An 11,971-nucleotide genomic window follows, 5' to 3' on the forward strand; every position below is an offset into this window, starting at 1 on the left:
GATGTTGAAAGTCTGGGGCCGCATTACATCGATCAACGTCCTGAAAGTCGTATGGACCATCCGCGAACTGGGCCTGCCGTTCGAGCGCGTCGACGTGGGCGGCGCGTTCGGCGGCCTGGATACGCCCGGGTACGGCGCGCTGAACCCGAACCGGCGCATCCCGACGCTGGACGACGACGGTTTCATCCTGTGGGAGTCGAACGCCATCGTCCGCTACCTGGCGGCGCGCTACGGCGCCGGCTCGCTGTGGCCGGAAGATCCGCGCGAGCGCGGCCTGAGCGATCGCTGGATGGAATGGCAGAACGTGGAGTTCAGCCCGGCCATGGTCCCGGCCTTCATGCAGCTGATCCGCACGCCGCCGGAGAAACGCAACCAGGCGGCCATCGAACAGTCGGTGGCCCGGGCGGCGCAGGTGGCGATGGTGCTGGAGCAGTCGCTGGCGGGCCAGGATCATGTCGGCGGCAGCCGCTTTACCATGGGCGACGTGGTGGCGGGCTGCGCGGTCGACCGCTGGCTGGGCCTGCCCATCGAGCATCCCCATGTGCCCAACATCCGGGCCTGGCACGAGCGCATCAGCGCGCGGCCGTCGGCCCAGGGCCTGTTGAAGCAGCCATTGCAATGAGCCTGGAGGAGAGCCGGTTTTGATTCGCGGGATCCTCAAGATGGGCGATGAGCGGCTGCTGCGCATCGCGCGGCCGGTCGAGCGGACGGGTACGCCCGAGCTCGACGAATTGATCGCCGACATGTTCGACACGATGGCGGCCGCGGGCGGCGTGGGGCTGGCGGCGCCGCAGATCGGCGTCGACCTGCAGGTGGTGATCTTCGGCTTCGAGCGCAGCGAACGCTATCCCGACGCGCCGCCGGTGCCCACCACCGTGCTGATCAATCCGGTGATCGAGCCCTTGTCGGACGAGCGGGAAGAGGGCTGGGAGGGCTGCCTGTCGGTGCCTGGCCTGCGGGGCGTGGTGCCGCGCTACACGCATATCCGCTACCGCGGCGTCGATCCGCAAGGCGCGCCGATCGACCGCATTGCCGAGGGCTTCCACGCGCGCGTGGTGCAGCACGAGTGCGACCACCTGATCGGGCGCCTGTACCCGTCGCGGATCGAGGACTTCTCCCGCTTCGGGTTCACCGAGGTCCTGTTCCCGGGCCTGGACGCCGGCGCCGACGACTGAGCCCGGCCGGCCCGCCGGTGCGCGGTCCCGACCGTTGCGCGGCGGCCTCACGCGCCCCCCGCGCCTCGTCCTATCGGTTACCCTTACGCCCGATAACGGGGACACACGTCGTTGATGCCATGAATCTGCTGTCGGTCGGCCTGGAGCTGGTTTCGCTGCACGTGCTGGGGTTCATCGCGGCGTGCCATGCGATCATGCATGCCCGTACCTCGCAGGGCGCCATCGCCTGGGCCGTGGCGCTGGTATCGGTGCCGTACGTGACGCTGGTCCCCTACCTGTTCCTGGGCAGCAGCCGGTTCGCCGGCTACGTGGACGAGCACCGCTTCAACCGCGCCCGCGCGCAGGCGCGCCGGGCCGCCGGCGACGCCGCGATGCGCATCGTGGCCGCCGCGCGCCGCTACGCCGCGCAGGAGCCGGCGCTGCACCGCTTCCTGGCGGTGGAGGGCCTGGTGGGCCGGCATTTCCTGGGCGGCAACCGCGTGGCCCTGCTCAAGGACGGCCGCGCCACGTTCGACGCGATCTTCCAGGCGATCGCCGCCGCCCGCCACTACGTGATCGTGCAATTCTTCATCGTCCGCAACGACGATCTCGGCCGCGAACTGCAGCGCGCGCTGCTCGACGCCGTGGGCCGCGGCGTGGGCGTGTATTTCCTGTACGACCGCATCGGCAGCCACGCGCTGGACCGCCGCTACATCGACACGCTGCGCGCCGCGGGGGTGCAGATCCACGCCTTCGCGATCCGCCGCTTCCGCAACCGCTTCCAGCTGAATTTCCGCAACCACCGCAAGATCGTCTCGGTCGACGGCCAATGCGCCTTCATCGGCGGCCACAACGTGGGCGTGGAATACCTGGGCGCGCGGGCGCCGCTGTCGCCCTGGCGCGATACCCACATCCGCATCGAGGGGCCGGCGGTGGTGCAGGTCGAGCGCACCTTCAGCGAAGACTGGTACTGGGTGACCCAGCGCCTGCCCGACGTGCGCGAGCCGGTCTCGACGCCGGGCGACATGTGCTGCCTGGCGGTGCCCAGCGGCCCGGCCGACGCGCAGGAGACCTGCTCGCTGTTCTTCGTGCAGGCCATCCATGCGGCGCGCCACCGGATCTGGCTGTCGTCGCCGTATTTCGTGCCGGATTCGGCGGTGCGGGCGGCGCTGCGGCTGGCGGCGCTGCGCGGGGTGGACGTGCGCGTGCTGATCCCGTGCCGGCCCGACCACTTCACCGTGTTCCAGGCCTCGGCCTACCATGCCTACGAGGCGGTGCGCACGGGCGTGAAGGTCTATCGCTACCAGCCCGGCTTCCTGCACCAGAAGGCGCTGTTGATCGACGACGACGCGGCCGCGGTGGGCAGCGCCAATCTCGACAACCGCTCGTTCCGCCTGAACTTCGAGCTGATGCTGCTGGTGGCCAGCCCGGCCTTCGCGGCCGACGTCGAGGCCATGCTGCGGGCCGACTTCGAGCAGGCCGAACTGGTGCCGGCCGACGAATACGAGCAGGTGTCGATGCCGCGCCGCATCGTCATGCATTACGCCAGGCTGTTCGCGCCCATTCTTTGAATCTGCGCGACGTTTTTTTGCATCGCACCATTACAATGGCCGCTTCTCCACGCGCCGTTCCGCCCTCATGAACGACTCCCACCACCAGCTTTCGATGACCATCCTGATGACGCCGGACATGGCCAATTTCTCGGGCAATGTGCACGGCGGCACCATCCTGAAATACCTGGACCAGGTGGCCTATGCCTGTGCCAGCCGCTATGCCGGCCGCTACGTGGTCACGCTGTCGGTGGACCAGGTGGTGTTCCGCCAGCCGATCCACGTGGGCGAGCTGGTAACCTTCTACGCATCGGTCAACTACACCGGCCGCACCTCGATGGAGATCGGCATCAAGGTGGTGACCGAGGACATCCACCAGCGCGTGGTGCGGCACACCAACAGCTGCTATTTCACGATGGTGGCTGTCGACGACGACGGCACGCCGGCGGTGGTGCCCACGCTGGTGCCGCAGACCGAGGAAGAGCGCCAGCGCTTCGATGCCGCCCAGGCGCGGCGCGAGCTGCGCCAGGAAATGGAACGCCGCCACCAGGCGATCAAGCTGCGGGCGGCGGGCGCGGCGTCCTGAAGCAGCGGGCTCAATACGGATCGTCCCAGCGTCTTGCCTCGGGCAATTCGATTATCAGCGCCGACTCGGCCACCGCCACGCAGGGCAGGATGTAGCCCTGTTCCCTTTCGTCGGCGCTGACGCCGGGCCATTCCACGCGGTACCGCACCCTGCCTTCGCGCAGCAGGGCGATGCAGGTGCGGCAGGTGCCGTTGCGGCACAGGGTGGGCAGCCGGATGCCGGCCTGCCGCGCGGCCTCGAACAGCGATTGCCTGGAGCCGGCCTCGAAGCACCAGCCGTGCGGCTCGATCCGTACCTGGAACGGGCCGCCGGGCGCGGCGCCGTCCTGGCGCGCCGGCGCGTTCACACCGCGCCGAACGCCTGGTCGAAGTCGCCCAGCAGGTCGTCGGTATCCTCGATGCCGACCGAGACGCGGATCAGCGAATCGGCGATGTCCATCGAGCGCCGCCGCTCGGCGCCCATTTCCCAGTAGATGGTCTGCGCCACCGGGATCGCCAGCGTGCGGTTGTCGCCCAGGTGGGTGGACGAGATCACCACTTGCAGCGCGTCCTGGTAGCGCACCGGGTCCAGCCCGTCCTGCAGTTCGAAGCTCAGCAGCGCGCCGCCGTGGCGGAACAGTTCGCGCGCGCGGGCGTGCTGCGGATGGTCGGGCAGGCTGGGGTGGTAGACCCGCTTGACCTTGGGATGCGCGGCCAGCTGCGCGGCCAGCGCGGCGGCGTTGGCGCAGGCGCGGTCCATGCGCAGGCTGAGCGTTTCGGCGCCGGCCGCGATGCGGTGCGCGGCTTCCGAGGTCAGCGTGGCGCCCATGTCGCGCAGCGCCTTCTTCTTGATCTGCTGCAGCCCCTGCATGGCCGGCTTGATGCTGCGGTAGGCGGGAAAGATGTTGGGGTAGGCCGTCCAGTCGAACAGGCCGGTATCGGTGACGGCGCCGCCCAGCGCGTTGCCGTGGCCGCAGATGTACTTGGTGAGCGAGTTCACGCTGAGCCCGGCGCCGACCGTCTTGGGCCGGAACAGGTAGGGCGAGGTCATCGTGTTGTCGACCACGTACAGCACGCCGCGCTGCCGGCACAGTTCGCCGATCTCGGCCAGCGCCGCCACCTGGGTGCGCGGGTTGGCGATGGTCTCGACGAACACCATGCGCGTTTCCGGCCGCAGCGCGCGTTCGACCGCGGCGGCGTCGGTGGCGTCGACGAAATCGATCTCCACCCCCAGGTTGTGCAGGGTGTCGAACAGGCTGTTGGTATTGCCGAACAGGAAGGCGCTCGACACGATGTGGTCGCCGGCCTTCAGCAGCGAGGTCATGATGGCCGCGATGGCCGCCATGCCGGTGGCGAAGGTGACGGTGCCGATGCCGTCTTCCATGCCGTTGAGCTTGGCCTCCAGCGCGGCCGTGGTGGGATTGCCCTGGCGGCCGTAGGAATAGCCGGGGTTGCGGCCCTGGAACACGTCGACCAGCGTTTGCGTGTCCTGGTAGCCGAACGCGACGGCGACGTGCATGGGTTTGTGCACCGCGCCGTGCTCGATGGGGGATTGGCGGTCGCTGTGCAGGATGCGGGTGGTGAAGCCTTGGGCCATGGCGGGAGCGCCTGCGGGCGCGTTGTCAGGAATATCCAACGATTCTAATGGAAGCGGCCCGCATGGCGCGGGCGGCCGCGCACGGCGGGTTGCGGCGGCCCGCGGGCCCATGCTACCTTGTGGCAACCAGGAGAAGCCGCACGTGGAAGCGTGCGCTACCGAAGGCGTACCCCTGAAACGCTCAGGTCAACAGACTGGTCGGATTGCAAAACTGGAGAGCGTCGCCCGGCATGCCGGCGCGGCCGCCGAAGGGGCAAGCCTCATCCGGGCGGATGCGGCGAATCTCTCAGGCAAAAGGACAGTGGGGCGGTGCCGTCGCGATGCGGCGGCAACCGCCCTTTTCCTTTTGGAGATTCGCGATGAAAGTCGTCGTCATGGGCGCCGGGGTGATCGGCGTCGCCACCGCCTGGTACCTCAGCCGCCAGGGGCACGAAGTGACCGTGCTGGAACGCAACGCCGGCGCCGCCCGCGAAACCAGCTTCGGCAACGGCGGCCAGATCTCGGTCAGCCATGCCGAGCCGTGGGCCAATCCGTCGGCGCCGCTGAAGCTGCTGCGCTGGCTGGGCAAGGAAGACGCGCCGCTGCTGTTCCGGCTGCGGGCCGATCCGGCGCAGTGGTCGTGGGGGCTGAAGTTCCTGATGCAATGCAGCCATCGCCGCGCCACCGACAACATGATCCAGATCCTGAACCTGGGCACCTACAGCCGCAACAGCCTGCAGGAACTGCGCCGCGAAACCGGCATCGAGTACGACCACCTGGAAAAAGGCATCCTGCACTTCTACACCAGCGCCAAGGAGTTCGACGCCGCGCTGGAGCCGGCGCGCGTGATGCGCGAGCTGGGCTGCGAGCGCGAGGTGATCGACGCCAGGCGCGCGGTCGAACTCGAACCCGCGATGGCCCACATCGCGCCGCAACTGGCCGGCGCCACCTACACCAGCGCCGACGAATCGGGCGACGTGCACAAGTTCACCACCGGCCTGGCCGCGCTGTGCGAGGCGCGCGGCGTGAAATTCCGCTACGGCGTGCGGATCCAGAAGCTGAGGGTGGCCGGCGGCGCGATGGAAGGCGTGGAGATCGCCGGCGAGACCGGCCTGTACGAAGTGGTCAAGGCCGACGCCTACGTGCTGGCGCTGGGCAGCCTGAGCCCGCTGCTGGCGCGCGAGGCCGGCGTCAAGCTCGACGTCTACCCCGCCAAGGGCTATTCGGCCACGCTGCCCGTGCTGGACCCGGCCGCCGCGCCCAGCGTCAGCCTGACCGACGACGAATTCAAGCTGGTGTTCTCGCGCCTGGGCGACCGCCTGCGCATCGCCGGCACGGCCGAGCTCAACGGCTACAACCTGGCGCTGAACCCGGTCCGCTGCGAAGCCATCGTGCGCCGCACGCTGGAGGTGTTCCCAGGCATGAGCCGGCCCGAACTGGCCAGCTACTGGACCGGCCTGCGGCCGGCCACGCCGGGCAACGTGCCGTACATCGGCAAGAGCCGGGTGGCGGGGCTGTACCTGAATACCGGGCATGGCACGCTGGGGTGGACCCATGGCTGCGGGTCCGGGCGGGCGCTGGCCGAGCTGATCTCGGGGCGGCAGCCGGAGGTGGATTTCCGTTTCTGCGGCGTGGAGCGGCCGGCCGTGCGGTCGGTGCCGGCCGTGAGGGCGGCATAGCAGCCGGGGTGTATTGGTATCGGTATTGTCGATAAACGCGCTTTATCGACAATACCGATATTTGATCTTTATCGACAATAGCGATAAATTCTGAGTATCGATATTGTCGATAAGATCATGAGCCATCTCATCCTGCAGGCCAGCCAGCTGTCCCATCTGCTCCGGTCGACCCGCGCGGCGCGTAAACTGTCGCAGGCGGCCCTGGCCGAGCGGCTGGGCATCAGCCAGAACCGCGTGTCGGAACTGGAGAGCGATCCGGCGCAATTGACCGCCGAACGCCTGCTCGACTGGCTGGCCATCCTGAAACTGGAACTGTGGGTCGCGCCGCAGGGCGCGAACCCGCCCGACCAGCCGCAAGGCCAGGCCGGCACGCCGGTGGAGTGGTAGCGTGGGCCGCCGCTCGCGCGGACGCCGGCTGGGCATCTGGGCCAATGGTGTCTACGTGGGCGATTGGTCCCTGCCCGCCTACGGCCCGATGGAATTGCGCTATGCCGAATCCTGGATGGCGTCCCCGGCAGGCCGGCCGCTGTCGCTGTCACTGCCTTTCGGCGATGCCGGCACGGTATTGAAAGGCGATCCCGTCCAGCACTATTTCGACAATCTGCTGCCCGACAGCGATGCGATCCGCAGGCGGGTGGCGGCCCGTTTCGCCGCCGCGTCGGCGGAAGCCTTCGACCTGCTGGCCGCGATCGGGCGCGATTGCGTCGGCGCGGTGCAGTTGCTGCCGGACGGCGAAACGCCGGAAGGCGTCATGACGATAGACGGCCGGCCGTTGAGCGACGACGAGGTCGCGCAGCACCTGCTGCGCGTCGCGGCGCCCCCGGGACAGGCGCGGTGGAACGATGAGGACGATCTGCGCATTTCGCTGGCCGGCGCGCAGGAAAAAACGGCATTGCTGCGGCACCAAGGCAGGTGGTGCCTGCCGCATGGCGCCACGCCGACCACGCATATCTTCAAACTGCCGCTGGGCCTGGTCGGCAACCGCAAGCTGGATTTTTCGGCATCGCTTGAAAATGAATGGCTGTGCGCGCGGATTCTTGCCGCCTATGGCCTGCCGGTGGCGAATTGCGAGATCCTGGCGTTCGGCGCGGTCAAGGCCTTGGCGGTCGAGCGTTTCGATCGCCAACTGCACTCCAGCGGCAGGTGGTGGATGAGGTTGCCGCAAGAGGATTTTTGTCAGGCAACGGATACTCCATCGCATTTGAAATACGAGAACCAGGGCGGGCCCGGGATGCTTGAGATCGCGCGCATACTGGGCCACTCGACACAGGCCGAAAAAGATCAGGCGGATTTCTTCGCCGCGCAGGTCTTGTTCTGGATGCTGGCGGCGACCGACGGACACGCGAAGAACTTCAGTCTCCACATCCATCCGCAAGGACGTTATTCGATGACGCCGCTCTACGACGTGTTGTCGATCTGGCCGGTGGAAGGCGACGGCGGCGGACAGGTTTCGCGGTTCGAGGCCAAGCTGGCGATGGCGTTTCGCGGCAGGCACAAGCACTATGGATTGAGGGAAATCCGGCGCGGCCACATGATCCACACGGCCGGGCTGATGGGCCTGCGCGCCCCCGATGCGCTCATCGCGCGCATCGTCGAGCGCACGCCGGCGGTGATCGCGGCCGTCGGTGCCGAACTGCCGGCGGGGTTTCCGCAGCGCGTGGCCGACGCCATGCTCGGCGGATTGCAGCGGCAGGCGTCGGCGCTGGCGGCCATGGCGGACGGGGGGGACGGCGGCTAGGCCGTCCGGGGACGCCGCCAACGCCGCGGCGCCCGGCTGCCTGCGCGTTCCGTCGAGAGCGGACGGGGCTACTTTTTGGCCGGCTTCAGCAGCGTGTGCCAGCGGTCGATTTCCTCGCGCACGTAGCGGCCGAACGCCTCCGGCGACGATACGCGCACTTCGCCATCGATGACCGACAGCCGCTTGGCCACTTCGGGGTCGGCCAGGCTGGTGCGCAGCGCGCCGTTGATCTTGTCGATGATGGGCTTGGGCGTGCCGGCCGGCGCCAGGATGCCCCACCACACCACGGCCTCGAAATCCTTGACGCCCTGTTCGGCGATGGTTTTCACGTCGGGCGCCGATTGCAGCCGCTTCAGCCCGGAGGTGGCGATCAGCTTGACGCGGCCGCTCTCCAGGTGTGGCTTGATCTGCGACAGGCCGGTGAACGCGAGGTCGACGTGGCCGCTGGCGACGTCGAGCATGGCCGGGCCGGCGCCGCGGTACGGCACGTCGAGGACGTTGATGTGGGTGGCGGCCTTGAACAGCTCGGTGGCGAGGTGGGTGGCGGAGCCTTCGCCCGAGGTGGCGAAGGTCAGCGTGCCGGGTTTCTTCCTGGCCAGATCGAGCAATTGGGGGATGTCGTTTGCCTCCAGCGTGGAGCGGGCCGCCAGCCCCATGGCATAGGTGATGACCAGCCCGACCGGCGCGAAATCCTCCGTCTTGTACGGCAGGCTGGACATGAGCGTGGGATTGGTGGCGAAACTGGGGCTGACGATCAGCAGCGTGTAGCCGTCGGGCGCGGCCTTGGCCACGGCTTCGGTGCCGGTGACGGTATTGCCGCCGCCGCGGTTGTCGATCACGACGGGCTGCTTGAGCGTGTCGGCGAGCTTGTCGGAAAAGGCGCGGACGATGAAGTCGCCGCCGCCGCCGGCGGCGAACGGCACCACGATGCGGACGGGCCTGTCGGGATAGCTGTCGGCCGATGCGGCATGGCCTGGGGATGCGAAGACGGCCGCGAAGGCCGCCGCTGCGAGCGCAATTTTCACGTCTCCTCCTGGGAAGGGGCAGGGGTTTCGGTCGGGCTGGCGCAGGCGGCCCGCGCGTGTCGTTCTGACTTCTGGAGCCTGCAAGGATAAGATTATGCGATCAGGCGTCCGGAAAAAAGCCAGACCTGGCGTGCGCGAGCCATCGATCGCGGTCCGCCGCCGGCCGCCCCGTCCTGCTCGCGCCCTCTAGCCATGAAAAATCCGCTCGACGTCCTGAACTGTTATCCCCCCCACGACGGCACCCTGCACGCGGCGTTCCGGAGCCGCTGCGCCACGCGGTCCGGCCAGCCCTTCCTGATCCAGGACGGCGTGCCCTGGACATGGCAGGAATTCGGCGACCGCTACGAGCGCCTGGCCCGCGCGCTGGCCGGGCGCGGCATCGGGCATGGCATGCGGGTGGCGGTGGCCGGCCGCAACGACAAGGGCCACGTGCTGGCGCTGTTCGCGTTGGCGCGGCTGGGCGCCATCATGGTGCCAGTCAATCCCGAATTCGGCGAGCGGGAAATGGCCTACGCGCTGCGGCATGCCGACGTGCAGGGGGTCATCGCCGAGTCCCGCCTGCTCGAGCTGGTCGGCAGGGCGGTGGCCGGGTCCGACGCGCCGCCATGGGTGATGACGCTCGACGCTCGGGCCGACGACCCGGCCTCTCTGGCTGCGGCCATGGACGGCGCCGGCGACCAGCCGTTGCCGGCCCCCGCGGCGCCGTCCGACACCTGCGTCATCATCTATACCTCGGGCACCACGGGCTTTCCCAAGGGCGTCATGCACAGCCAGAGCAATCTGGTGGCGGCGGGCGAGGCCAATGTCGCGCGGCTGCACCTGCAGCCGGAGGACCGCGTGATGATCGTGCTGCCCTTCTTCCACATCAACGCCTTGTTCTATTCGGTCAGCGGCGTGCTGGCCGCCGGCGCATGCATGATCGTGGTGCCCAGGTTCTCCGCCTCGACCTTCTGGCAGACGGCCGCCGACAATGGCGCCACCGTGGTCAATATCATCGAGGCCGTCGGCACCATCCTGGCCGCGCGCGACCGCAGCGAGTACCGGCCCGACCACCGGCTGCGCGCGGTCTACGGCGTGCGCAAGAAAGCGGCGCCGGTGTTCCGCGACGAGTTCGGCGTGCAGCGCCTGTTTTCGGGTTTCGGCATGACCGAAATCCCTGGCGTGACGTGCAATCCCTACGATGGCCCCGACAAGCCCGGCAGCATGGGCGTGGTGGGCGTCCATCCCGATCCGGCGCGGCCCTGGGCGCGCTGCCGGGTGGTCGACGACGAAGGCCGCGACGTCGGCGTCGGCGAAGTGGGCGAACTGTGGGTGGCCACGCCCATCGTCATGCAGGGTTACTTCCGCGATCCCGAGCAGACCCGCCAGGCCTTCGAGGGCGAGTGGCTGAAGACGGGCGACCTGGTCCGGCGCGACGCCGATGGCTTTTTCTTCCACGTTTCGCGCAAGAAAGACATCATTCGCCGCCGCGGCGAAAACATCGCCGCGGCGGAGCTGGAGATGGTGATGAACGAACATCCCGCGGTCTACGAGGCCGCGGCGCTGGCCGTGCCGTCGGAGCTGGGCGAAGACGAGATCCTGATGGTGGTGGCGCCGCGCGATGGCGCGGCCTTGGCCGAGGCCGACGTCGCCGCCTGGTGCCGGGAACGCCTGGCCGCCAGCAAGGTGCCGCGCTACGTGGCCCTGGTGCCGTCGCTGCCCCACACCCCCACCCACAAGATCGCCAAGAACGTGCTGCGCGACGACCCGGCCGTCAAGGCCCGCATGGTCGATCTGCAGGCATGATCCGCGGCCGCGCCGGCGCGGTCATTTCGTTTTTCCAATCGGCACGACAGCCGCAATGCGGAGGAGACAAGCCACCATGGCCAAGCGCAAGCAATTGAGGACCGACATCAGCTGGAGCACCGAGGAGTCGATCACCGTCCAGGGGCTCGACCTGTGCAAAGACATCATGGGCAAGGTCTCGCTGGGCGACATGGCCTTCCTGGAATTGACGGGCCGCCTGCCGGACGAGCGCGAGTCGCGCCTGTTCAACGCGATGGCCGTCATCCTGGTCGAACACGGCATGACGCCCAGCGCCATCGTCACCCGCATGACGCTGTGCGGCGCGCCCGAGGCCATGCAGGCCGCGGTGGCCGCCGGCCTGTGCGGCCTGGGCAGCGTGTTCGTGGGCAGCATGGAAAACGCCGCGCGCATGCTGCAGGAGGGCTTGCCGGATCCGGCCAGCCCGGGCGACATCGGCGCGCTGGCGGCGCGCATCGTCGATGCGCACGTGGCCGGCAAGCGGACCGTGCCGGGCATCGGCCACCACATCCACAAGCCGCAGGATCCGCGCGCGCCCCGTCTGTTCGAGATCGCCCGCGAAAATGGCTTCGACGGCCCCTACGTGGCACTGATGAACGCCGTTGCGGAGGCGGCCGGGAAGCGACTGGGAAAGAATCTGCCGGTCAACGCCACCGGCGCGATCGCCGCCGTGGCCAGCGAACTGGCGATTCCGTGGCGGGTGGTGCGGGGCATCGGCGTGATGTCGCGCGCCATCGGCCTGGTGGCCCACGTGCTGGAAGAACTGCGCAATCCGATGGCGCGCGACATCAAGGCCTGGGTCGAGGAAGAAGCGACGGCGCACGCGCGAACGGCGGACGGCGGCGCCGGCGTCTAGCGCCAGCCGCGCCGCGACCGTGGCCG

The 11,971-nt window shown here is 68.7% G+C and carries 12 protein-coding genes and 1 riboswitch; of the genes, 9 read left to right on the top strand and 3 right to left on the bottom strand.

Annotation, left to right across the window (positions count from 1 at the left end; genetic code table 11):
• Position 1 precedes the first annotated feature (1 nt).
• From ABD927_RS02780 to ABD927_RS02795, 4 genes are all read left to right on the top strand, one after another.
• Entirely contained in the window at positions 2-622 is a 621-nt protein-coding gene (locus ABD927_RS02780; RefSeq protein WP_345246094.1) for a glutathione S-transferase family protein, read from the top strand.
• A 19-nt stretch (positions 623-641) separates the two neighbouring features.
• Entirely contained in the window at positions 642-1,175 is a 534-nt protein-coding gene (gene def, locus ABD927_RS02785) for a peptide deformylase (protein WP_345246096.1), read from the top strand.
• A 119-nt stretch (positions 1,176-1,294) separates the two neighbouring features.
• Positions 1,295-2,725, top strand: coding sequence for a cardiolipin synthase (cls, locus tag ABD927_RS02790; protein ID WP_345246098.1), 1,431 nt, complete (start codon positions 1,295-1,297; stop codon positions 2,723-2,725).
• A 67-nt stretch (positions 2,726-2,792) separates the two neighbouring features.
• A complete protein-coding gene (locus ABD927_RS02795) occupies positions 2,793-3,290 on the top strand; it encodes an acyl-CoA thioesterase (RefSeq protein ID WP_345246100.1) in 498 nt (165 codons plus the stop codon).
• Between the two features lie 10 nt (positions 3,291-3,300).
• On the opposite strand, the gene ABD927_RS02800 is transcribed toward ABD927_RS02795, so the two are convergent.
• Together ABD927_RS02800 and ABD927_RS02805 are read right to left on the bottom strand one after the other, a co-directional pair.
• Entirely contained in the window at positions 3,301-3,636 is a 336-nt protein-coding gene (locus ABD927_RS02800; RefSeq protein ID WP_345246102.1) for a 2Fe-2S iron-sulfur cluster-binding protein, read from the bottom strand.
• Positions 3,633-4,865: a cystathionine gamma-synthase family protein gene (locus ABD927_RS02805; protein ID WP_345246104.1), complete on the bottom strand. Its 1,233-nt coding sequence runs from the start codon at positions 4,863-4,865 to the stop codon at positions 3,633-3,635. Before ABD927_RS02805 ends, ABD927_RS02800 begins: the two co-directional genes overlap by 4 nt.
• A 203-nt stretch (positions 4,866-5,068) precedes the next feature.
• A riboswitch (glycine riboswitch) is annotated at positions 5,069-5,177 on the top strand.
• Between the two features lie 47 nt (positions 5,178-5,224).
• Between ABD927_RS02805 and ABD927_RS02810 the strand changes: the two genes are divergently transcribed.
• The 3 genes from ABD927_RS02810 to ABD927_RS02820 all read left to right on the top strand — a co-directional run bounded on the left by ABD927_RS02810 (position 5,225) and on the right by ABD927_RS02820 (position 8,261).
• Positions 5,225-6,523 (top strand): D-amino acid dehydrogenase, encoded by a 1,299-nt coding sequence (locus ABD927_RS02810; protein WP_345246106.1) that lies wholly within the window; start codon positions 5,225-5,227, stop codon positions 6,521-6,523.
• Between the two features lie 117 nt (positions 6,524-6,640).
• On the top strand, positions 6,641-6,910 hold the full coding sequence (locus ABD927_RS02815) for a helix-turn-helix domain-containing protein (protein ID WP_345246108.1): 270 nt from the start codon (positions 6,641-6,643) through the stop codon (positions 6,908-6,910).
• A 1-nt stretch (position 6,911) separates the two neighbouring features.
• Positions 6,912-8,261: a type II toxin-antitoxin system HipA family toxin gene (locus ABD927_RS02820; RefSeq protein WP_345246109.1), complete on the top strand. Its 1,350-nt coding sequence runs from the start codon at positions 6,912-6,914 to the stop codon at positions 8,259-8,261.
• Between the two features lie 68 nt (positions 8,262-8,329).
• On the opposite strand, the gene ABD927_RS02825 is transcribed toward ABD927_RS02820, so the two are convergent.
• The gene (locus tag ABD927_RS02825; RefSeq protein WP_345246111.1) at positions 8,330-9,286 is read right to left on the bottom strand and encodes a Bug family tripartite tricarboxylate transporter substrate binding protein; all 957 of its coding nucleotides are present in this window, start codon (positions 9,284-9,286) and stop codon (positions 8,330-8,332) included.
• Positions 9,287-9,478: 192 nt separating this feature from the next.
• On the opposite strand from ABD927_RS02825, the gene ABD927_RS02830 reads away from it, so the two are divergent.
• Both ABD927_RS02830 and ABD927_RS02835 read left to right on the top strand, forming a co-directional pair.
• Positions 9,479-11,071 carry a class I adenylate-forming enzyme family protein gene (locus ABD927_RS02830; protein ID WP_345246113.1) on the top strand — a complete coding sequence of 531 codons (1,593 nt, stop codon included), beginning with the start codon at positions 9,479-9,481 and terminating at the stop codon, positions 11,069-11,071.
• 76 nt (positions 11,072-11,147) lie between these two features.
• Complete coding sequence (locus tag ABD927_RS02835; RefSeq protein ID WP_345246115.1) at positions 11,148-11,945, top strand: citryl-CoA lyase; 798 nt, start codon at positions 11,148-11,150, stop codon at positions 11,943-11,945.
• The last annotated feature ends 26 nt before the right edge of the window (positions 11,946-11,971 follow it).

The organism is Pigmentiphaga soli (assembly GCF_039541095.1).
In the GTDB taxonomy this organism is placed as follows: Bacteria; Pseudomonadota; Gammaproteobacteria; order Burkholderiales; family Burkholderiaceae_B; genus Pigmentiphaga; species Pigmentiphaga soli.